Annotated in this window: 13 protein-coding genes; 3 read left to right on the plus strand and 10 right to left on the minus strand. The window is 46.9% G+C overall.

The features are described from left to right. The first annotated feature begins 58 nt into the window (after positions 1 to 58). Entirely contained in the window at positions 59 to 3,895 is a 3,837-nt protein-coding gene (locus B0E43_RS26940) for a PVC-type heme-binding CxxCH protein (RefSeq protein WP_077347581.1), read from the plus strand. A 281-nt stretch (positions 3,896 to 4,176) separates the two neighbouring features. On the opposite strand, the gene B0E43_RS26945 is transcribed toward B0E43_RS26940, so the two are convergent. The 6 genes from B0E43_RS26945 to B0E43_RS26970 form a co-directional block, all read right to left on the minus strand. After that, complete coding sequence (locus B0E43_RS26945) at positions 4,177 to 5,424, minus strand: dienelactone hydrolase family protein (RefSeq protein ID WP_254423365.1); 1,248 nt, start codon at positions 5,422 to 5,424, stop codon at positions 4,177 to 4,179. Between the two features lie 383 nt (positions 5,425 to 5,807). Further along, positions 5,808 to 7,148, minus strand: coding sequence for a c-type cytochrome domain-containing protein (locus B0E43_RS26950; protein WP_077347583.1), 1,341 nt, complete (start codon positions 7,146 to 7,148; stop codon positions 5,808 to 5,810). A 12-nt stretch (positions 7,149 to 7,160) separates the two neighbouring features. Next, the gene (locus B0E43_RS26955; protein ID WP_077347585.1) at positions 7,161 to 8,669 is read right to left on the minus strand and encodes a DUF1501 domain-containing protein; all 1,509 of its coding nucleotides are present in this window, start codon (positions 8,667 to 8,669) and stop codon (positions 7,161 to 7,163) included. Continuing rightward, the gene (locus tag B0E43_RS26960; RefSeq protein ID WP_077347587.1) at positions 8,669 to 11,878 is read right to left on the minus strand and encodes a DUF1553 domain-containing protein; all 3,210 of its coding nucleotides are present in this window, start codon (positions 11,876 to 11,878) and stop codon (positions 8,669 to 8,671) included. The genes B0E43_RS26955 and B0E43_RS26960 overlap by 1 nt, the downstream gene beginning before the upstream one ends. 169 nt (positions 11,879 to 12,047) lie before the next feature. Beyond that, positions 12,048 to 12,848 carry a response regulator transcription factor gene (locus B0E43_RS26965; RefSeq protein ID WP_077347589.1) on the minus strand — a complete coding sequence of 267 codons (801 nt, stop codon included), beginning with the start codon at positions 12,846 to 12,848 and terminating at the stop codon, positions 12,048 to 12,050. A 117-nt stretch (positions 12,849 to 12,965) separates the two neighbouring features. After that, positions 12,966 to 14,282, minus strand: coding sequence for a hypothetical protein (locus tag B0E43_RS26970; RefSeq protein WP_168171897.1), 1,317 nt, complete (start codon positions 14,280 to 14,282; stop codon positions 12,966 to 12,968). A 268-nt stretch (positions 14,283 to 14,550) separates the two neighbouring features. On the opposite strand from B0E43_RS26970, the gene B0E43_RS26975 reads away from it, so the two are divergent. Then, positions 14,551 to 15,312, plus strand: coding sequence for a CHAP domain-containing protein (locus tag B0E43_RS26975; protein ID WP_077347593.1), 762 nt, complete (start codon positions 14,551 to 14,553; stop codon positions 15,310 to 15,312). 297 nt (positions 15,313 to 15,609) lie between these two features. Here the strand turns inward: B0E43_RS26975 and B0E43_RS26980 are convergent, their stop codons facing one another. Further along, the gene (locus B0E43_RS26980; RefSeq protein WP_077347595.1) at positions 15,610 to 16,155 is read right to left on the minus strand and encodes a dihydrofolate reductase family protein; all 546 of its coding nucleotides are present in this window, start codon (positions 16,153 to 16,155) and stop codon (positions 15,610 to 15,612) included. A 249-nt stretch (positions 16,156 to 16,404) separates the two neighbouring features. Here B0E43_RS26980 and B0E43_RS26985 point away from each other — a divergent pair, with 249 nt between their 5' ends. Beyond that, positions 16,405 to 17,103, plus strand: a complete 699-nt coding sequence (locus B0E43_RS26985; protein WP_077347597.1) for a DUF1003 domain-containing protein — start codon at positions 16,405 to 16,407, stop codon at positions 17,101 to 17,103. Between the two features lie 231 nt (positions 17,104 to 17,334). Here B0E43_RS26985 and B0E43_RS26990 read toward each other — a convergent pair whose 3' ends face one another. From B0E43_RS26990 to B0E43_RS27000, 3 genes are read right to left on the minus strand one after another with little or no spacing between them, the layout of a single operon-like run. Next, positions 17,335 to 19,026: a SusD/RagB family nutrient-binding outer membrane lipoprotein gene (locus B0E43_RS26990; protein ID WP_077347599.1), complete on the minus strand. Its 1,692-nt coding sequence runs from the start codon at positions 19,024 to 19,026 to the stop codon at positions 17,335 to 17,337. Positions 19,027 to 19,055: 29 nt separating this feature from the next. Beyond that, positions 19,056 to 22,439, minus strand: coding sequence for a SusC/RagA family TonB-linked outer membrane protein (locus B0E43_RS26995; protein ID WP_077347601.1), 3,384 nt, complete (start codon positions 22,437 to 22,439; stop codon positions 19,056 to 19,058). Positions 22,440 to 22,454: 15 nt separating this feature from the next. Continuing rightward, positions 22,455 to 22,667, minus strand: a complete 213-nt coding sequence (locus B0E43_RS27000) for a hypothetical protein (RefSeq protein ID WP_077347603.1) — start codon at positions 22,665 to 22,667, stop codon at positions 22,455 to 22,457. Positions 22,668 to 22,723: the final 56 nt, after the last annotated feature.

Consider the following 22,723-nt stretch of genomic DNA (forward strand, 5'->3'; position numbering starts at 1 on the left):
AGAACAAAACCGGAATTGAGATTCCAGTTTTCTCTCAAACCCAAAAGCCACTGACCTTATGCCCAGAACCAGAATTCTCGCTTTGTTTGGATTTTTTATCCTTTTTGTATTGCTGGGATGCAAGCCGCAATCATCGGAAGAGTCAGAATCCTCCGATACTCCCACCCAGTTTCAATTGATCCAAAATGAAACTGAAGGAACCATTTCGGTGGTCAGGCAGGGAGAAAATGAGCCCATTATCGTGCAGCATGCATCTGAAGATTTCCGGCCTTACCTCCATCCCATTCTTGCCCCTGACGGAAAGGGAGTTCTAACCGAATACAGTCCCGGGCATCACAAGCATCAGACCGGACTTTATTGGGGTTTGACTCGGGTTAATGGCCGGGATTACTTTCACCATCCTGAGGGAGATTATTGGAAAAAGGTCGCTCTGAACATTGTGGAAGAATCCGGGGAGCAGGTGAAGTGGCAGACCATCTATCAGCTTTTGGATTCCTTGGGAAATCCGGTTTTGGAGGAAACCCAAAACTGGAGCCTGAGTGAGGTTAATGGGGAATATGCGCTGGATCTCGAGTGGAAGGGCGAAGCCAAAACCGAAGTGACCATCGGACAATACGACTACGGAAGCCTCTTTCTCCGCATGCCCTGGAAAGAAGGAATCGATGGGGAAATCTTTAATGCAGCACGCCAAAAAAACGAACAGGCCGAGGGCCAACCTTCCATGTGGATCAATGTCGGGATGACCGTCGAAGGTCGCGAAGACCGGGCTAATGTGGCCATCTTTGACCATCCGGAAAACCGCGGCTATCCAAATAAATGGCGCGTGGATGGGCAACTGGGCTTGGGCCCGGCATTCACGAGAGACGGGGATTGGGTAATCGAACAAGGGAAAACCGAGACCATCAAACTTCGCCTTCTGGTCTATACCGGAGAAGCAAATGACCTCAAACTGACCGAATCCTGGGGGAAATTCTCAGGACGGGAAGGCATGTACAATACCACTGAACTATGGGGACTGGCGCAGCAAGAAGGTCTAAATGCAAAATTCCTAACCGCTCAGGAAGCCGTGGATGCCATGACCATCAAGCCTGGTTATAAAGTGAATGTCTGGGCTTCCGAGCCCATGATGACCCAGCCCATGGCCTTCTGTTGGGATGACCGGGGAAGGCTTTGGATTGCAGAAAACAAAGATTATGAATCCCGGGGTGACGGCTTTTCCAATTCGGGAGACAGCCGGATCCTGATCCTGGAAGATACCGACGGAGATGGGAAGGCAGATAAACAATCCGTCTTTATGGAAGGGCTGGCTTTTCCTGCGGCAATTGCAGTGGGATTTGACGGTGTCTTCATCGGCGCACCGCCCAACCTGATCTTTGTCCCTGACAAAGACGGGGACGACAAAGCGGACATGGATGACATCGAAATCCTCCTGACCGGCTGGGGAATTCGCGATCGACACGAAACGCTAAACAGTCTTCACTGGGGTCCGGACGGCTGGCTTTACGGTTTGCAGGGTTTTGCCACCCCATCCAAAATCCGCAAACCCAAAGGCGATGAGGCTCGCAAACTCTATTACCACAAAGACCCTTTTCCCGAAGATCTCCTGGAAAAAGAAGGCGTGGACATCAACGGCGGTGTGTGGCGCTATCATCCGGTCAAAGACAGATTTGAAGTGGTGGCCCATGGCTTCAGCAATCCCTGGGGCATTGACTACGATGCCAAAGGGCAGCTCTTTATGAGTGCCTGTGTGATCCCGCATCTCTGGCATGTAGTTCCGGGCGGAATCTACCACCGACAGGGCGGACAGCATTTCAATCCCTATGTCTACGAGGACATCAAGACCATCGCCAACCACAGCCACCGTTCGGCGCACGGCGGGGCCCGAGTGTATCAATCTGATGCCTTTCCCGAGGAGGAAAAAGGAAGGATCTTCATGGCCAACATCCACGAACACGGAGTCCTTTCGGATATTTTGATCCCCAAAGGTTCTGGATTTGAAGGCAAGCACGGGGATGAATTCATGATGGCCAACAATGCCCAATGGGTGGGTTTCAGTATGGAAATCGGACCCGATGGAGGACTTTACGCCCTGGACTGGCACGATGCTGACATATGCGGGAAAGAAGTCTTGAATGAGGAAACAGGAAGGATTTTCCGGATTATGCCAGAAAAATCCCTGGCTCAAAACTTCCCCGGTAGGTACACAGATTTGAATAAGATGACCGATGCCCAATTGGTGGCTTTTCAGACCAATCCTTCTGACTGGCACGCACGTCGGGCCCGGGGAATTCTCCAAAAACGCGCGGTCAACAAAAAACTTAAGCCGGAAACGAATACCTCATTGAAGAAGATTTTCACCTCGGATAAAAATCTGGACTGGAGGCTCCGCGCCATGTGGACGCTCCATCAGACCGGAGGGTTTACGGAGAAAGAACTGGTTGCTTCACTTTCTGACAAAGATCCCTATGTCCGGGCTTGGGCCATCCAGCTACTCTGCGAGGACATGAAACCTTCCCCAGAAGCTTTGGCCAAATTTAAATCTATGGCAAAGTCAGATGCTTCCCCTGTGGTTCGGCTTTACCTCGCTGCGGCTTTGCAGCGGATTCCAAATGCTGACAAATGGGCGATTGCCTCAAGTCTGATCCAGCACACGGAGGACGATAAAGACCACAACCTGCCAAAGATGCTTTGGTACGGCATCGAGCCTTGGTTTGCCGGGAATCCGGAGCAAGTCCTGGAACTTGCCCCAACCTCCAAACTCAGCTTTGTCACCCAAAATATAGCCCGACGGGCCGTGGATGGAAACCAGGTGGAGAAACTCGTTGCCCTGATCAGCAAGGAAGGACCGAATACCGAACTACTCATGTCGGGAATGTTGAGCGGAATGGAAGGCCGAACCGATCTGAAAACCCCTGCGAACTGGAAATCTGTCGCCGAAAAACTCCAAAAATCTGCAGGTAAAAAACAGACTTTGGCTTTGGAGATTTCCGGACTTTTCGGGGATACCGAAGCCACTCAACGGGCATTTGCCACGCTGAAAAATAAGAGTCTGCCGATGGATCAGCGAAAAAAAGCACTTCAAACACTCTCCGCACAACAGCAAAAAGGATTGGTGGCCGAAATCCCCAACCTGCTTCAGGAACCGGCAATGAAGAAAGATGTTATCCGGTCCATAGCTGCCTTTGACAATGAATCTCTGGGTAAGTTGCTGCTGGAAAGCTATCCCAAATTTTCCCCCGAGGAAAAACTTGAAGCCATGCAGACCTTATCCTCCAGAGCACGATATGGCAACATGCTGACCCAGGAGATCAAAACCAAAAAAATCGCAAAATCAGAAGTTCCTGCAAGTGTAGCTCGACAGCTTCTCCGGGTGGTGGGCAGCGGATTTATCGAAGTTTGGGGGCCGATCGAGTCAGTGCCGAGCAACCAAGCCGCCTATGACAAATACCGCGCGATGCTAAAGCCTGAGACATTGGCCTCAGCAAATCTTCACACCGGAAAAGCAGTATTTACAAAAACCTGCGGAAGCTGTCACAAAATGTACGGTGAAGGGGGAATTATCGGCCCGGACCTCACCGGTTCCAACCGGACAGATCCGGAATACATCCTGATGAATGTGCTCGAACCCACAGCAGAAATCCAGGACGACTACAAGATGGTGGTGATCAATACCCGGGACGGAAGGACCTATTCAGGAAATATCATTTCAGAAAACGAACGTCAAGTCACCCTTCGAATCGTGGGTCAGGATCAGGTGCTGATCAACAAATCCGGTATCCTTTCCCGTGAAGTGACTGATGTGTCCATGATGCCTTCCGGTTTATTTGAAAACCTGAGTCAAGAAGAAATAGTGAATCTGATGGGGTATCTGAAGACGAATAAGCGGGTGGAGTGAATGGGTTGGAATAGATAAGTTCGACACCCTTCGGGGTCGTTGAAAGTCTTTCTTTATTATTTTCCATGGGTTGCACCCATGGCTATTGAGAAGTTTGACCCCTGCCGGGGTCGAATGTTTATCTTATGGAATTCAGCTATGACCACGAAGTGGTCGAACCTTTCAATAGCCCTAGGTGCAACCTAGGGGATAAGGAAATTACAAATGAGTGTCCCAACCCTGAAAGAGTTGAACTAACAACGGCTGTTGACCGTGGTCAGACAACCGCTGACCAAAATTAATCACCCCTTCAGCCACCGATCAAACCACGCAAAGGCCTCTTCCTGCATTGCCTTGTCAAACTTGTGGGGTCCTGGGTAAAAAGTGCATTTGTACTTGTCTGAGGCATTGGCTTTGGCATAGACTTCTGTGAGAATCTCATCCGCCTTTTCCATCTCCGACAGGGTAAACAATTGGTCTTCGATGTCATTCAAAACCAAGGTTGGCAAAGGTGCTCTTAAACCCAGAATTTCAGGGAAATCCAGTTCTTGAGGCAGGATCGGCACATAAGTCATCCAGGTATGAGTGTAGGATTTGTAAAGCAACAAATCAACCCAGGTGGTCATAAATCCCACCGCCACGGCACAGGAAATCCTCGGATCCAGTCCTCCCAGCATGACTGTTCGCAGTCCTCCTCCTGATAGCCCGGCACAACCCAGTTTGCTGGAATCTACGTCCTCTCTGGCAGCCAAGATGCTCAGGGCCATCTGATCTTCTGCCAGAAAAACCGCCGGCCAGCTGGTTCCTGCGCAAAACAGGGACTTGGCCAGAATATGTTCATGCTCCGACGCCCAGGAATTATAAGTCTCGATCTGCTCTTCGGTATCCAGACTGAAATCTGTGATGCCTTGGCGGATAGGGACAGGTACATCTTCAACCAAAACCCTCCTGCTTCCGAAAGCAAATGCATCGTGAACCATCACTACATACCCCTGTTTGGCGGCTTCATTGGCCCAAGCTCTTCCTTCGTAATAAGTGTTGTGATGATTTTGAACATAGGACGGAATGTCGGCTTTGGTCTTGCAGATTTTGTCCAAACCCAGGAATTTATTCCCACCGTGGCAGTGCAGTCCCAATATCGCAGGCAATTTTCCCTTGGCGTTTTCGGGTTTCAAAATCACTGCTTTGGTAGGATTTCCACTTGGCAACTGATAAGTGATCTCTTCAAAAACCACTCCCTCAAAGCTTCCGGTTTGGTGTACTACAACTTTTGGAATCGAGCCCAAATCCACCGCTCCCATACGCTCGGCAACAAGTTTCCTGGTAGCATCTCTCCAAGCATCTAGATCGGTAATTTCTGAATTCCGAAAGGAATGACTAGGCAACTTTTCAAGATTTAGGCTTTTAGCCCAAGGTCCATAAGACCCGATCATATTGAGTTCTTGTTGATTGTTCACAGGTAGCGCGGGGTTTATTGATTGAGGATTCGAATGCAAATCCAAGAGACTTCCACTCATGACTCCAAGCCCAACCAGGCCAGACTTTTTCATAAATTCTCTTCGGTCGTGTTGCATAGTTGTTAGGGAAAAGCTTGAGGTAAGTTAAAGAAACAGATATGAATTCCCACCGACACGGACTTTACCTCGCTACAATTTGAAGCTCAAAGTTGAAAGATATTAATCTACGCTTAGTTGGTGAAGTGCGAAAATTGTTCGACACCCTTTCGGGGTCGTGGGGAACTGGGTCAAATCCATTATCCACGGGTTGCATCCGCGGTTATTGAAAAGTTTGACCCTTTCAGGGTTGTATGTTTGGAATCGAAATTGATTTTAAAGATGACCACGAAGTGGTCGAACCTCTCAATAGCCCCCGGTGGAACCGGGGGATTTACGTAGCGCATGGAAAGTACAACCCTGAAAGGGTTGAACTTAGCTCAACTTCCAAAAACCACCTTCACCTCTGCCAAAGCCATATCTTTCACTCCTTTGTCCTCCGGCTTAACGGCGGTATTCCAGAGATATAGAGATTTCAATGACTTAATTTCGGCAAGGAATTCCAAACCTTCAGCACTAATCATGGTTCCATTCAGATTTAAAACTTCCAGTTTGGTTAAGTTTTTTAAGGCTGAAATCCCAGAATCGGTAATCGGGTTATTTTCAATTCGGAGTCGATGCAAATTGGAAAATTGCGAAATCAACGAGAGGTCTGAATCCTGAATTCCCGTTCCGGCCAAGCTCAACCAAAAAATCTGGTCTTTGATCGGCAAAAGGGCATTCAAAAGTTCGGAAACTTGGCCTCTTGCTGCTTCCTCAGGAAGAACTATGTCCAAGGCCCCTGATTCCTGAGAAAGAATTCTGACTCGAAAACCCTTTTTCTCCAATTCCATAATTCGGAGTGTGTCGATAGCTGCGACCAGCATTTTTTCGGCTCCCAAGATATTCAGTTTGGGTTTTGCCCACTTGATTAATTCCACATCCGCCTCCATCAGGGAAATCTTCGGATCTGCGTTTCCTTTTTCAATCCACCATGTGATCAATTGGATTTCTTCTTCGGTTAGCGGCTTTTTCCCCTCAGCAGGCATAAAATCATCGTGGTCAGATGGCAGCGAAACTCTGCGGATGAGCTCGCTTTTTTCCGCGTCAGCAGGAATGATCACCGGGCCATTTTCTCCGCCTTTCAGCAGAGATTCATAGGAACTCATATTCAATTCACCTTTGGTTTTCCCTTCTCGGTGGCAGCTTTGACACTTGCTCTTTAAAACCGGCTGAACCACATCTGTGAAAACCTCCGCCTCCTCCACACTTGCCAAAATCCGGCCCTTGCTTTCCTCCTGCTTTTCCCCAAAAGGAGCATAAGCAGTCAGATAATCCTCTCCATGAGTCAAGCTGCCCCCAAAATGTCCGGTGACAAAAAGGGTGAGCATAAGCAATCCCAAAACGGAGTAATTGATTTTTCCTGAGAACCTTTCCTCATTTTTATTCACCCACCAGGCAATTCCGGAAAGTACCACCGTGAGCCAACCCGCAGCCAAATGGTTATCCAGCAAATTCCCTTCATAGCCACCGCTTTGGGAAAGCAAATAACCAAGCAAAGCGGCAATCAATGCACTGACCGCGCCCAAAAAAAGGGTGAAATTCACGGCTTCCTGGAGATTCTGCTTTTTTAGCAAAACCACATAAGACTTCAACAACACGCCAATCATCAAAAACCCGATGGGCAAATGGACCCAAACTGGGTGAAAACGGCCGATGAATGTGATCAAATCTTCTGTCATCTTCTATCCGGCTTAGCTCAAAATTCCTTTGACCACATGACCTTCCACATCGGTCAGCCTGAACCGGCGTCCCTGATGCTTGTAGGTGAGTTTCTCGTGGTCGATGCCAAAAAGATGCAGGATCGTGGCCTGCAGGTCATGCACGTGAACCGGATCCTTGACCACGTTATAGCCAAATTCATCCGTTTCCCCATGGGTAAAGCCCGGCTTCACTCCTGCCCCGCACATCCACTTGGTAAAGCACCTCGGGTGATGATCTCTTCCATAGTTATCCGGTGAAAGCGTGCCCTGGCTGTAAACCGTCCTGCCAAATTCACCGCCCCAAACGACCAGGGTATCTTCCAAAAGTCCCCGCTGCTTCAGGTCTTTGATCAGGGCAGCTGTCGCCTGATCGGTCTTTTTACATTGATTTTTGATCGAACCGGGCAGGTTGCCGTGCTGATCCCAACCCTGATGGTAGAGCTGCACAAATTTCACGTCCTTTTCGATCAGCTTTCTAGCCATCAGGCAATTGGCTGCGTAAGTGCCGGGATCACGACTTTCCTCACCGTACATCTCATATACCCAGTCCGGTTCAGAGGACATGTCCGTCACCTCCGGCACAGAAGTCTGCATCCGAAAAGCCATCTCGTATTGTGCAATTCGGGCATTGATTTCCGGGTCTCCATAAGTATCAAACTGCACCTCATTCAGGGATTTGAGGTAATCGAGCATCTCTCTTCGGTCCGCTCCCTCGTAGTTTTCAGGATTCCCAAGGTAAAGGACCGGATCTTTCCCGGATCGGAACTGGATTCCCTGATGTTGGGAAGGCAAAAAACCATTTCCCCAAAGTCGGGCATATAGCGGCTGGTCAAGCACGGCATCTTTGGAAACCAGGACTATAAAGGAGGGCAGATTTTGGTTGTCCGAACCCAGGCCATAGCTCAGCCAAGCGCCCATCGAGGGTCTGCCCGGAAGCTGATGCCCGGTCTGGAAAAAAGTAATCGCCGGATCATGGTTGATCTGACCGGTCTGCATGCTTTTGATAAAGCATAGCTCATCGGCAATCTCCGCTGTGTGTGGCATCAGTTCGCTGACCCAGGCCCTGCTTTGGCCATATTGTTGGAATTTGAAAGCTGAGGCGGTCATTGGAAAAGAACTCTGGTCCGCACTCATACCCGTGAGCCGCTGTCCGTCGCGCACCGTATCCGGAAGCTCCTGCCCATGCAGGTCAACAAGCTTTGGCTTGTAATCGAAAAGGTCCAGTTGCGACGGTCCTCCGGCCTGAAACAGGTAGATCACCCGCTTTGCCTTGGGCATAAAATGCGGCAAACCTGAAATACCGTTGGGAGAATCTGAAAGGATTGGTTGAGCTATCGGATTTCCTGCGAAAATCTTTTCCATTCCCATCAGCGAACCCAAAGCCAGGGAGCCGATACCCAAAGAAGTTTTGGTCAAAAAACGCCTTCTGTCCATTTTCTTTTCGATCTCCTGAAGATCCCGATTCGCAGATCTAAGCGGGGCGTCGTGGTGATGATTCATTATCTCTTGGTTAGGGCTGCGTCGGAATTGATAATTGCACTTGCGGTGACGGCATTGGCCGCTACCTGGACCGGATCCAAATCCGGATCAATCCGGTATTCCCCGGTTTCCAGCCAACCTTTCAGCTTGTTGCGGTCAGCCGTGAATTTTCTGTACTCATTTTCTCTCAGATCCAGCAGGATTTCAAGTTCTTTGGGGTGTGGATTTCTTCCAGTCACCTTGCGGAAAGTAGTTTTTATCGCCTCTGAGATTTCGGGATAGGTCAGCATCTGCTCGCCCAAAACCTTGGAAACTTCCACAAAAGTCGGATCGTTGAGCAAAGCCAAAGCCTGAAGCGGGGTATTCGTTTCCTGGCGCTTGCTGACCGAAACACTGTGATCAGGAGCATCAAAGATGGCCAAAGTCGGATGGTGAACTGAGCGTTTCCATATCGTGTACATGCTGCGGCGGTAGAGATTTTTGCCGGTGCTTTGCACGTAATTTCCTCCATTTACTTTCCACAAACCCTCAGGTTGATATGGAAAGACGCTTTTGCCGCCGATTTCGGAATTCAACAGGCCGGATGCAGCAAGTGCATTGTCCCGGATCAATTCCCCGGACAGGCGGACCATCGGCCCCCGCGCAAGCAGGACATTTTCCGGATCTTTTTCTTCCAATTCCGGTCTCTTAATGGAAGCTTGACGGTAAGTGGCCGAGGTGAGGATCAAGCGCTGCATCGCTTTCACATCCCAACCCGATCGCTGAAACTCCAAAGCCAGCCAATCCAGCAATTCCGGATGGGAAGGCAGTTGGCCCTGATTCCCAAAATCCCCCGAGGTAGCGACGAGACCCTTGCCGAAGTAATTCTGCCAAAACCGGTTGACAGCCACTCTTGCAGTCAATGGATTTTCCGGAGAAATCAGCCATTGGGCCAGGCCTAGTCGGTTTCTGGGCAGATCCGCTTTCATGGGAAGGACGCTTTCCGGGGTATTTGGAAAAACCTCCTCCCCATGCAGATTGTATTCGCCCCGTGTCAGGATATAGGTGGGGCGCTTTTCGGCTTTATCCCGCATGATCATCATCTCAGGAATTACTTCCACTGAATCAGAATAAGCTTTTCTTTGGGAAATCACCGCTTTCAGCTTTTCCCGATAAGCCAAAGAATGGTTGTTGAGATACAGCTTTTTCAAGTCCAGCTTTTCGGAAACTGTAAATTGATCCGCTCCCTTGGCAAGGGTGGCTTTGTAATCGTCCGGATTGGAAATATGTCGCACTTCCAAGGGGGAAAGTTCCAGATCGTACACACTGACTTCATCCACAAGGGCGTCTTTCAGACCTTTTCCCCTCCACACTGCACCGACCTGCAAACCGGGCTGTCCACCTTTGAAGAGGATGTCCTTGTATAGGTTGTCGTGGGTGGTTTGGGCTGTCATTTCTGAGCCGTTCAGGAAGACCTTCAGCCCTTTGGCTTTGGAAGATCCGTCGTAGATCATGACCAAATTCACCCATTGATCCCGGGGAATGTCCTGCTCGGTAACTTTGGTGATGGCATTGTAGGGAGCGGTATGGGCCATAAGCAACTCCAGCCGGTTGTCTTTCAGACTAAGGTGATAGCCCCGCCAATTATACAGGACAGCGCCGGAACCCTTGTGAAAGATCGCACCATGAGTCAGAGTATTTGGAATATTGACCCAAATGCTGACCGAGAAGGGCTCATTTCTGGAGAAAACGCCAGTTCCACCCAGATTCAGCCACATGTCCCCATTGAGCTGAACCCCTTTTCCTTTGTACCCTTCCACATAGGAAGGAGGCTGGTTTTTCACCTCGCTACTTTCCATCATGCCTTTTTGGGAAGGATTGAGTTGGTTTTGAATAGACTTTTGGTCAAAAGTGAAAAATGCCTTTCGGCTTGCCGGAAACTCCCGGCTAGCCTCTTTTTGGTAGGCCTTGGAATCCAGCCAAGCTTGAAATCCCGCTTCCTCTTCCTTGGCCACCTGAGCCAAGGACGTCTCTCCGTTTTCTTTCTGCGAAAGAAGATAAGCCAGCATTTGGTCCTTTTCAGTATCGGTCAAAAGCATTGTCGGGGCAGGCATGGCATCGTCCCAGGAAATCTGCCCGGCCTCATCCACCTGGTTGAAAAAACTGCTCAGCTCAAAGAAATTCTTTTGGGAAATCGGGTCATACTTGTGGTCGTGGCAGCGGGCACAGCCCAAAGTCAAAGCCATAAAGGCCTGTCCCATGGTGCTCGTGCGGTCCACAACATACTCAACCCGAAACTCTTCCTCCACGATTCCACCCTCCATGTTTTGGGGATGAATCCGGTTGAAAGCAGTGGCGATCAACTGGTCTTTGGTCGGATTGGGAAGCAAGTCGCCCGCCAACTGATCGGTGATAAACTTATCATAAGTCAGGTTTTGGTTAAAAGCCCGGATCACCCAATCGCGGTAGGGCGATGCATCGCGGTAACGGTCCACGGTATAGCCATGGGTATCGGCAAATCGTGCGATATCCATCCAGTGCATCGCCATCTTTTCGCCATAATGAGGGGAATTGAGCAGTCGGTCTACCTGCTTTTCGTAGGCATCCGGGGATTGATCTGCAAGAAAGACGTCCATCTCAGCAAGACTTGGAGGCAAACCCGTCAAATCCAGACTCAGTCTTCTCAACAGAATTTCTTTGTCGGCCTCGGGAGAAGGCTGGATTTTCTCGGGCTCCAACTTTGCCAATACAAAGCGGTCGATGGGATTTTTGGCCCAGGAATTATCCTTGACTTTAGGCAAATCCTGGTCTTGGGGAGGGATAAAAGCCCAGTGTGGTTTGTATTCCGCTCCATCTTCGATCCACTTGATCAGGATTGCTTTTTCCCTTGGAGTCAAAGTCAGATTCGATTCAATGGACGGCATGCGATACTCCTCATCGTCGGAAATAATCCGGTGAAAGAGTTCGCTTTTGTTCAGGCTGCCGGGTTTGATGGCAAACTTGCCTGGAGATTCCTTCAGTCCGGCAAAGGCCATTTCGGGGTCATGGAGGCTAAGTCCGGCTTTTTGGGCAGCAAGGTCAGGTCCGTGGCAGGCGAAGCATTTATCCGACAGGATCGGTTTGACGTGGATATTGAAATCAATCGCTTCCGGAAGTTCCTCATAGGCCAAAGCAACCTCCTCCGGGAGATCGGGACTGCAGGAAAAAAGCAGCAAAAACAGGGGAAGCAAACTCAGTAATCGGGCGTTCATCAATAAATTCAATGAGCCTTTAAACTACTGGAATTTCAGGGATTATCCCACATGGGGTGTCGGGTATTGAGGGGAATGAGGGTAAAAAAAGTCCTATCAATACCTCTTCAATTTTCAAAACACTAAAAATCACTCAACCATAAATCGGCGAAATTCCTAAATCAAAAAATCAAATCACCCCCTCTGCCAAGCACTTTCCAATCAGTTCTGCAGTATTGGAGCAATTGGTTTTGCTGAGGATGTTTTTCCGGTGAGTACGGGTGGTATGGAAAGAGATAAAAAGTCTGTCAGATATGGCTTTGGCATTTAATCCCTGGCTCATCAGTTTGACGATTTCCTGTTCCCGCTTGGTTAGCTCCGAACTAAGAGCGGCTTTTTCTTGATTGGCAAGTTTGGGATCGAAGCGTTCGTGATGGGCTTTGATATTGAAGAATGACTCCTTTCCGTTTAGGCTGACAAAAGAAACCCAATCGGTGGCCACATTGCCCAAGTGGCTGATATCGGTATGGATGACAAAGGCATGATCCATAATTCCTGAATCGGAAACCGAAAGCGCGGTGGACTGTATCATCATGGTCTGGACCCTCTCATTCGGACCCTTGCATCGATAAGTATAAATGATCTTGTAGGAAAGTAGGTCATCGTTGTCTTTGAAATACTGCATAAACTCATGGATGATTTTTTCCTTTTTTACAATTACCTCAATCTCTTTGGGTAAGGCTGCTTTTAGAAGGGTATCCATTGTAGCTTGTTCTACCCTAATGCCTGCCACCTTTTCGACATTGGGATGGATAAAGTCGAGGCTGAAATCATTTAGGTTTAGGATGTAATAGTAAGAATGTCCCGGTGCGCACATATTGGCAATGTGGTGGAATTGGTCGCTGGGATTATACTTGCTGAATTTGCTCAGTTGGGAGGAATACTCCTTTTTCCAAAAATGCATAATATCGTTGGACGAAAAATCTTTCATTGGTTTTAAATAAAAATGTAACTAATACTAACGATAGTATCGGTAAAGTCCAATACTTTAAAAAATTATTATTGAATATATCCATTAAAAATAGTCTTAGTCCTTCTTGAGAAATGCTTAATCGATCATCTTCCTAATAATTCCCTGACGTCGGCTGGCAATTAAATCCAAATCTGGTACTTTCCTATTCAGTGCACCTTCAAAAAATGTTTGTAAAAAATCCACAGTCGCGAGGTGGGTCCTCCTTGGAATATCACCAATCCCAAAGATTCGACCAGCAAGAATTCGGGAAGGAAATGCCAAAAAGAGCGGCGCATCTGTAAAGCTATAATGATCTGCTTCAGCTATTTCGAACCGGTATCCTCCACCGAATTGCCTGAAAAAAAACCGGTTGCCAGCCTCATACCGCTTATACCGATCCGGATCGTCCTTGTTACTTTCCAGTAATAAAAACGGGCGTGGCCCATCCGGTTTAGGCAATTCTCCATAAAGCGTACCGTCAATATTAGCAGCAGCCTTAATCCGTGAATCATGTGCCATCGCCACTGCAGCAGTTGTCCCACCCAAAGAATGGCCCGTAATGCCAATCAAGTCTTGATCCAGGGAAGAGAAAAAACCATTGGAAGCTTCCTCCTCACTGCCGATTTGATCCAGCACAAACCGGACATCTGCCAGGCGGGTTTGGAGTCGGACTTCCATAAACTGAAGCAAATCCGGGTCATCCTTGTGGTACACTTCTATTGGTGTGGCCAGCTTCCCTCCGGCAAGTTGGGTAAGCGCTGCTTCGTAAGGATGGTCGAGACACAAAACCACGAAACCCTTGCTGGAAAGGCCAATAGCCAAACTGGTATAAAAGGCACGGGAGGCGCCATTTCCGGTCAAAAACAAAATAACCGGCCATTTCTTTTTGGCTTTGGAAACCGGAGAATCCAGGATAGCATACGTGTTGATCTGATCAAAATGGTTCAACAAAAAGCTGGGTAGCCCACTGACCATTGGAGGCAAATGGTCCAATCCGTCCAAATAAACCGAAGGATTTCCCTGGTGGTCGGGGTCTGCAGGATACCATGCCTGAACTACAACATTTCTCCTGTCCAGGGGATCCGCGGTCAAAGGTTCGTCCCGCGAAGGATCAAACCAGCGGAATATTTTAGTACCGACTTGAAAATTCCCAGTGGGCTCAGTCAATTTTGGAACTGGAAGAAAAACAGACCAGCTTAACAGTAAAGCCACACTCAAAAATTGCAGGCTGATCTTAAATACCATGCCCGAATTAATCCATGTGCTATGCTTGAAGGAAAAGGCTTTTCCCAAAAAGAGCAAAAGCAACAAATAAGCAGGAAGGAATTGCCAATAAAGGCCCGAGAGCAGGATTTGTCCAATCGACAGCAAAAGGACCAGCCCCAAAAGTGGCCGAAAAATGTTCTCTATCATATTTGGCTTAATCACCAAAGTCAAGGACGTAGCCAAAATCCCGAGAAGAAGAAGTAGGTCTATCGTATTCATCCTTTCGTGCGCAGTGTCAGTTTGGGATCCCTAGGTTCCATATTTTTTTGAATTCCGCTTACAAAATCAATTTTTCTATAGGAAATGAAATTGGGAAGTCAGCATTTTCCCCAATGAACAATTCCAATAACAAACTATTTTTCAATACTTTAGCGAACATTTTTAAATCAAACCATTTTAATCTAAAACACAAACTATGGAACTTTTAAAAAAAGGCAGCACCGGACAAAATGTAAGTGCGCTGCAACTGTTGCTCCAGGAATTGGACTACAATGTGCCAGTGACTGGCGTATTTGACACCGCCACCTTTAATGCCATTCGGACATTTCAGGCTGGGCATTTGGACAAAAACGGCACTCCTCTAGAGATTGATGGAAAAGTCGGGCAGATCACCATGTGGGCTCTTCAAAATCCCCGGGCCAAAATCGCCACTACTGGCACCGATTATACCATTATGCCGGGACCTGACAAAGGAGGCCATCCTACGGGAAGGTTGGCACTGCAATTTGCCATCGAAGAACTGAAAGCTGGGGCTGGTGAAATCGGAGGAAACAACAAAGGAATGTGGGTGAAGAAATATATGCAACCATCTGGCTTAGGAGAAGGCGAAAGCTGGTGTGCAGGTTTTTTAAGTTGGTGCTTCCTACAGGCTGCAGGCGGAGACAAATCAAGAATGCCCTTCCGATATTCTGCAGGTGCCAGGGATATCTTCAACCAGTTTAAGGCCAAAGGCATGCATTTTCTCGGAACTGAAAATGGATTTATCCCCCAACCGGGAGATATCGTAGCCTGGTGGCGGGTAAGTTTACCTTCAGGAAAAGGCCATATTGGAATTGTCCATCATTATGAAGATGGATTTATCTATACCATTGAAGGCAATAAAGCCGCCAATGTTGCCGGATTTGCCTACGTGAAAACAAGGCTTGATAAGGTTTTGGGGTATGGAAGGGTAAGGTAAGATGAGTATCCGCAATAGTTCATATCGAACCTTTTGAGATGAAAATGATGCGGATTCTCGTCCGATAGCTATCGGACCACGGCCAACAGTCCACTGTCCACAGCCGCTTCAATTGTTCCACTATCCATTCTATGTTTGGAGACGTGCAGTTAAGCGAATCCCCATAAAAGGTAATATTTTGGGCTTTTCTTCCTGTACTTTCAATATTGATTTTAGGTCTTGATCGCTTCGATGAATTATCGATAAGGGTGGTAGCTCAGGCGAATTTGCAGTTTCGAAGCCAGGCTGCCACCCTTTTCATTTCTTGTATTTCAGTATTACTCCCCCTGTCGAAAGCTGATGGGTGGAATCGAGTGTTAACTTTTTTGGAAATCCACCCTGCGTGAACAGAGGCCGCCCGCTTCCCAAAATTACCGGGGCTACTCCGATGCGGTATTCGTCAAACAGATTCGCGTTTATTAAAGCCTCCGAGAGGTTGGCGCTACCGAATACATACAAGTCTTTTCCGTCTTCTTCTTTAAGTCTGGCAATTTCGACAGCAGCATTTTCCTTAATCAATCTACTATTATTCCAGTCTGCTGAAGTCAATGTTTTGGAAAAAACAAGCTTTGGGATGCTGTTCATCAAGTCAGCGATTTCTCCTTTTGCCTCTTTCCAATAGGCTGCCATTCCTTCATAAGTGATCCGCCCAAATACCAGGTAGTCCGCTGAGTTCAATTGGGCTATACTGATTTTTTCAAGCTCATCTCCCCAGATAAATTCATGAAAAGACAAGTCCCAATTTTGGTTACCCTCAAAATAACCGTCCAGGGTCATGACATTCCACATGATCAATTTTCTCATGACATTTAATTTAGGTTTATGTTCCGATTTATCAATATCGATTTACGAAGTCGGCAATTATTTGGAAGTGACTAAATGGAAAAAAGCAATAGGATCTATTTTCAATTTAGAAATGCTGAGCATTAAATTGCTTTTGCCTTTTAAGGTTGCTCCCAGAAGTTAAACCTCCAATTCTAAATCCCAGCTTTATCCTGTTGGTAATTCACGATTTTTCTTCCCAAATTCTAATTGCCAATTTAATTTTTCAGCATGAAAACCAGCTTCATCAGCAACAAACCAATTTCAAAAGGAGAAAGCATCCAAGGTGCCGAGATCAGGGCTGTTATTTTTGAGTTGATCCGAAAGGATTATCCCGGATTTTCCGCCGAAAGCTACATCTCTCTGGATGAATTGAACCTCTATCGAAGGCTGTATCTAACCCAACTCATGGAATTGGAGCGCGGTGAACTTGCCCTGCTGGACCGTGATGTACTGAAAGCAATTCGGGAAAATTCTGTGATGACAGAAAAAATCGATGATGGAGTCGAACACCAACTGACACTTGGGGAACGCATGGCGGATCGGATCGCTACGTTTGGTGGCAGTTGGACCTTTATCATTGTGTTTTTCAGCTTTATTATCCTATGGATGCTCACCAATGCCTACATCCTGATGAGCAGGGCATTTGACCCCTTTCCGTTTATTCTGCTCAATCTGATTCTTTCCTGTCTGGCGGCGATTCAAGCACCAATTATTATGATGAGCCAAAACAGACAGGAATCCAAAGACCGGCTGCGGGCCGAGCATGATTACAAAATCAACCTGAAAGCCGAACTTGAAATCAAACTTTTAAGTGAAAAAATCGACCATCTCCTGGTGCATCAAAACAAAAAACTACTTGAAATACAGGAAGTTCAGGTGGATTACTTAGAAGATTTGCTGAAGAAGATGAACGAGAAGAATTCCTGATCATCAACGGTGATTTCTACAGAATTCATAGGAAAAAACACCGGATCAAGTGATAATGATTTCCTATAACCCTAAGCGTTGAGATAGAATTTGACCATGGGCAAACCCGTTTCATTCCAGAAAAAACAGCCAGAAATAGCCACAAAAAAACCGGGGAAGAAAATCTCCCCCGGTAAATTGAACTAACTAAACCTGTTTAATTTTTGGGCCAGAATAATCCGGATTTAAATTTTACCAAGGTTTGTTGGTACCCTGGATGATCCATGGCTTAGACCACTGGTTGTTTGGACCGATTTCGGAACCATACTCAGAAACTTGCAAGCGACCAACAGCTGTGGCTACTTCTTCATTGTTGAAGTTCAGTTCATTGTTGCCATAAGGGAATCTTACTGGCATCACTGGCTCCATTGAAGCAGGACCAACTTTGAAATCAGGCAAACCTGTACGTCTGTAATCAAACCAAGCTTCAGAAGCTGAAGTCCAGCTAGCAATCCACTTTTGAGTCAGGATTTGCTTCGCAGTGCCATCGAATGCTACACCAGGCTGAGCGAGGTAAGCTGCAGATCCACTGGAAACTCCCCAAGCTTTCAAGGAAGCGTTGATTCCATTTTCGTAATGGGTCTTAGCTGCACCTACTGTATAACCTTTTGTAGCAGCTTCTGCCAGGATAAAGCTTACTTCAGCAGCAGAGATAATTCTTGCTTTCAAAAGATCACCTTTAGCTGCTCTGAACACATCACCGATCTGGGAAACGTGCTGGTTTTCCAGCTGCTGACCAGGAGTCGGGTTAAGGTTGTGAGCAGAAGGGTTGATCAAACCTGTAGGAAGACCTACATATTCTCTGGTATCCAACTTATAACCCAATTTTTCTGGGTTGTAGTGGCGGGTAAACTTGTTGCCTGCAGCAATTTCTTTCAAATATTGCTCATCGCCCAAGGATACAACACCGTTTTGGATTACACCATTTTTACGGATAAAAGGATCAGTTGCTGTTGCAAGAGTCAAATCCTCAACCCATCGGCAGTGAACCGGTCTAAACCAAACTTTCAATCTTGGATCATTGGTTGCCAACATCGGATCCAGCAAGGTATTAGCTGGTTTCAATCTTCTGAAGTTTGAACCTGCATCAAAGGATGTGGCTGTAGGCCAAGAATCACCTGCAGAAGCTCCCAAATAAGCTAGGGTCACATCTTCAGAAGCGTCTGTGATGTAGATTCCTGAGCTATAGATCGCTTCAATACCAGGCTTTGCAATCTCCGGCAATTTGTCAGAGATTCTCAGGTAGTATCTCAACAACAAGGAGTTGGTGAATTTCTGCCAACGGACAGCATTACCTCCGAAATAGACATCGTACTGAGGGATCACGTTGGTTGAAGGAGTGCTTGCAAAAATTGCAGCTGCAGCCTTCAAGTCTTCGATTATTCCTTTGTAGATCACTTCCTGGGAATCATAGATTGGAAACTGATATTCCAACTCAGCTTTTGAACCCTGAAGTGCATAGGTATAAGGTGCATCTCCCCAAAGGTCAGTCACCATTCCAAACAGGAAGGACTTCATTGTCAGGCCGATAGCCTTGTGGAAATCAGAACCAACCTCTTCAGATCTTTTGATCAGGAACTCATTGGTTCTCAACATTGAGTAGTAACCGTTCCAATCAGAAGGGCCCCATGCGTAACTGTTGTGACCACTGAACCAGCCGTCTTTTTGGGTATGCTGTACCACACCGGCTATGTCCTGATATCCCAGGTTTGTTACGTTCAATGCGGCGCCTACCATGACAGTCGGCATCAGCATATTCACGTTGGCGTCTGCCGGTGAAACCCCATTGGGGTTGTTGTTGACTTCATCTAAACTTTCACAGCTCCCGAATGCGATCAGGGTGGCCAGGGAAAGTACTTTGGTATGTTTTATCCAATTTTTCATAGTCTCTTAAATTTAATTGAGCGAATGGATTAGAAGTTAGCGTTGAACTTGAAGCCCAAAGGCATGGTCCAAGGGTTCACGTTTTGAAGCTCAATACCTTGTCTGAACAAGTTGGCAGAGTCACCTTGTTTGGAAGCCTGCAACTGGAATGCTCTTTCAGGATCGATTCCTACATCCGCCTTGGTCCAAAGCATCAGGTTACGTGTGAATAACGAAACACTTGCATTCTGGAATCCTTTCAGTTTTGGCAAAGTGTAAGTCAAAGCAAGCTCACGGAGTTTTACAAAAGAGGCATCGAAAGTAATAGCCTCGTTGTAGCTCCAAGGATAGGTATCAGAGATCGGATAGATATTGGTACCTGGTCCACCAAGGTGCTCGATATATTCTCCGTTTTCACCCATGATCACACCCGGAATGAAAGCTCCGTCATCACCTTCAGGACCTTGGTTGACATCCATGCCACCCTCTTCCTTCGAATAACCACCCACTCTTGGGAACGCGCCATTTTGAGGAATGATGTATTTGCCAGGATTAGATTTCAGCAAATCGATCAATTCTTGCTCGGTGTAGTTTCCACCAGGGATCAACATATCCTTTTGTCTTCCTGATTTCCAGTCAGATTCAGCATATCTGTAAGTGAAGGACATGAAGTCACCGCCCATTCGGGCATCCACACTTGCGGACAACACAAATCTTTTGTAGCTCAGGCTGGTTTGGAAACCAAGCATTGCATCTGGGTTAAAATTACCCACTTTTCTTCTGTCCGCTCTGTCGTTCTTGCTGATCCATTCTCCGTTGTTGGAAAGGATAGGCCATCCATAATATGGAGAGTTTTTATCCTCTACAGTTGCAAAACCACGGCTATAAAGGTCACCGATCTGTCCGCCTACGAATGTGCTTGCACCACCGCCGTTGTCTTCCCAAAGAGTAATAAACTCCATACCTTCAGTCAGTTCCTCAAGTGTAGTTCTGTTGCGGGTGATGTTGAAGTTCACGTCCCAAGTCAAGCCATTGGCCTTCTGGATCGGAGTAGCTCCTATCTGAATTTCCCAGCCTTTGCTTGAAATCAAACCAGCGTTAACCTGTCTCTGAGAATACCCGGAAGATTCAGGAGTTGGAATGCTCAGGATCTGGTTTTCGTTACTCTGATAGTAGTAGGTAGCTTCGAAACGGATTCTGTTATCCAAGAAATTCATATCCAAACCTAATTCTTTGGAAGTACTGATTTCAGGCTTCAGATTAGGGTTTAGCAAGGTGCCAGGGTAATTAGTAGTGATCAAACTTCCCCAGCTGCCTGTACCCAACTGCTGCTCCAAAGCATACGGATAGGTATCGTTACCAGCTTGTGCAATACCTGCTCTCAACTTCAGCATGGAGATGCTTTCAGGAAGGTTGAAGGTATAATTAGCCAACCAGCTCAAAGACAAGGAAGGATAGAAATAAGATCTGTTGTCAGCTGGCAATGTACTTGACCAGTCATTTCTTGCAGTAATATCAGCATACAATTGATCTTTGAAACCAAAAGAAGCAATACCGAACACAGAATAGATTGATTTTTCTGAGCTATAGTTACTGTAGTTCAAACCGGTATTTGGAATGTTGCTGATTCTGTAAAGTCCAGGAACAATCAAACCTGCGTTAGTCTTGCTACCCATATATGCATCATTATAATGCTGACTCATGATGTTACCACCACCGCTTACATTCAGGGTAAGGTTTTCCCAACGCTTGTTGTAAGAGGTCATGAATTCCACGTTGGTTTCAGTACCGCCAAGAGTTTGAAGGTGGTAAGCACCTTTTCTTTCTCTGGTGTAAGAATAAGGAATCTTAGTTTCACGGTTTTCGCTATAGGTATCCATAGTCAATTTCACGTGAGATTTCACCGCATCTGAGAATTTGTACTCAGTTTTGAGGTTTCCGAAGATTCGATCTCTTTCGAAACCGTTGTTGACCCCATAGGCAAGAAAGTATGGGTTATCGTTGTTAGGCGATACCGATTTCTGCTGGATTTCCTCCTGACCTGGTACCCAATAGTCTTTCAGTTCACGGATATCCACGTGAGACCAAGCATATACTGCTTCCAATGGGTTAGCACCTCTGTTTCCGGTAGTCGGACGGTTGTCCGATTTGTTGCGGGAGACATTGATGTCTGCACTTACATTCAATTTAGGAGTGACGCTGTAAGAGTTGGAGAAGTTGATGCTGTGACGGTTAAGATCCGTATTAGGAATCATCCCCTTGTTGATCATATTGGAGTAAGACAAGCGGTAAACGGCTTTGTCAGTAGCTCCTGATACGGAAAGGGCATTGGTAGAAGTGATACCTGTCTCCAGGAAGTTCTTCATGTTGTCCGCATATGAATTCAAGTCAGTAGCAATCTTATTGCCGCTGGCATCAGTTGGGCTGTTCCACTGCACTGCTTTGTTGCCCACGTCCAATTTAGGACCTGACCAATAAGCGGAACGCTCATCCAAAAGATCTGTTCTTGAACCGTTTGCATACTGGTAGTGCATATCCAAGAAGCGGTAAGGAGTTTCGAAAACGTTGGAAGTGGAGAAATTCACTCTCATTGCTTCGCCTTTTTTACCTTTTTTGGTAGTAATGAGGATTACCCCGTTACCAGCACGTGAACCGTAAAGAGCAGCAGCACTTGGGCCTTTCAATACTGTCATGTCCTCGATATCATCCGGGCTCAAGTCAGCAATCGGGTTACCATAATCGACTTGGTTTCTGTCACCCATGGTTCTTACGTTACCCAAAGAGTTTGCAACAGGCACCCCGTCAATTACGAACAAAGGCTGGTTGTCACTGCTCAAAGAAGTAGCGCCACGGATTACGACACTGGTAGAAGATCCTGTACCGGAAGTCTGGTTGATCTGAACACCAGCCACTCTACCGGCAAGTGAGCCAAGAGCGTTTTCCTGGGTTACAGTTCTCATGTCTTCTCCTTTTACTTCACCTACGGAGTAACCGAGAGATCTTTTTTCTCTTTCAATACCCAAAGCGGTTACGACTACTTCGCCCAGAGATTCGATGTTTTCTTCCATCGTCAGGTTCAAAGTAGACTGGCCGTTTACAGGCAATTCAACGGTATTGAAACCGATGTAAGAAAACACCAAAACTGCACTGGCAGAATTGACATTGAGGGAATAATTTCCGTCGATGTCGGATACAGTACCGTTAGTTGTTCCTTTTTCCAGGATAGTAACACCCGGCAAGCCCAAACCATCAGTTGCGGAAATAACTTTTCCACTAATGACTGCTTGAGCCTGGAAAATTTCATCCATTGAAAGATTTGAACCATTGGCCATCGCTCTCCCCTGCATAGGAGGGAGAATGACCGAGCCCAAAATCAGGGCGAGGGAAACACCCTTTAAGATTTTGGGCCTGAGTAAGTAGATGCCTTTTTTCATAAGCGTTTAGGTTAGTTAAAGTGTATTCGAGTTTTTACTTGTATCATCATTCTGTTCGTCTGACTTCCCTTTGGTTAAAAACTGAGCAAAAAGACCCCAAAACCCTTTATCAAGGTTTTCGGCTTGGCTTTTGTCATCCAGCGCTTCCAGAAACAGATCAAATTCCCTTCGGCTGATCTCTCCCTTGGCTAGCTTTTTGACTAATTCAGATGCAGTTGGCTTTTCCATAGCTTGCTCATTCACAGGTAATACCTCAGGGCTAGAAAAACGGACTACTCGTTAAT

It is taken from the genome of Algoriphagus sp. A40, from assembly GCF_002002735.1.
In the GTDB taxonomy this organism is placed as follows: Bacteria; Bacteroidota; Bacteroidia; order Cytophagales; family Cyclobacteriaceae; genus Algoriphagus.

What these genes read in the sequence shown, in the direction of transcription:
- B0E43_RS26940 (WP_077347581.1), top strand. Translation starts at nt 59, where the DNA reads ATGCCCAGAACCAGAATTCTCGCTTTGTTTGGATTTTTTATCCTTTTT.
- B0E43_RS26945 (WP_254423365.1), bottom strand. Translation starts at nt 5,424, where the DNA reads ATGAAAAAGTCTGGCCTGGTTGGGCTTGGAGTCATGAGTGGAAGTCTC.
- B0E43_RS26950 (WP_077347583.1), bottom strand. Translation starts at nt 7,148, where the DNA reads ATGACAGAAGATTTGATCACATTCATCGGCCGTTTTCACCCAGTTTGG.
- B0E43_RS26955 (WP_077347585.1), bottom strand. Translation starts at nt 8,669, where the DNA reads ATGAATCATCACCACGACGCCCCGCTTAGATCTGCGAATCGGGATCTT.
- B0E43_RS26960 (WP_077347587.1), bottom strand. Translation starts at nt 11,878, where the DNA reads ATGAACGCCCGATTACTGAGTTTGCTTCCCCTGTTTTTGCTGCTTTTT.
- B0E43_RS26965 (WP_077347589.1), bottom strand. Translation starts at nt 12,848, where the DNA reads ATGAAAGATTTTTCGTCCAACGATATTATGCATTTTTGGAAAAAGGAG.
- B0E43_RS26970 (WP_168171897.1), bottom strand. Translation starts at nt 14,282, where the DNA reads ATGATAGAGAACATTTTTCGGCCACTTTTGGGGCTGGTCCTTTTGCTG.
- B0E43_RS26975 (WP_077347593.1), top strand. Translation starts at nt 14,551, where the DNA reads ATGGAACTTTTAAAAAAAGGCAGCACCGGACAAAATGTAAGTGCGCTG.
- B0E43_RS26980 (WP_077347595.1), bottom strand. Translation starts at nt 16,155, where the DNA reads ATGAGAAAATTGATCATGTGGAATGTCATGACCCTGGACGGTTATTTT.
- B0E43_RS26985 (WP_077347597.1), top strand. Translation starts at nt 16,405, where the DNA reads ATGAAAACCAGCTTCATCAGCAACAAACCAATTTCAAAAGGAGAAAGC.
- B0E43_RS26990 (WP_077347599.1), bottom strand. Translation starts at nt 19,026, where the DNA reads ATGAAAAATTGGATAAAACATACCAAAGTACTTTCCCTGGCCACCCTG.
- B0E43_RS26995 (WP_077347601.1), bottom strand. Translation starts at nt 22,439, where the DNA reads ATGAAAAAAGGCATCTACTTACTCAGGCCCAAAATCTTAAAGGGTGTT.
- B0E43_RS27000 (WP_077347603.1), bottom strand. Translation starts at nt 22,667, where the DNA reads ATGGAAAAGCCAACTGCATCTGAATTAGTCAAAAAGCTAGCCAAGGGA.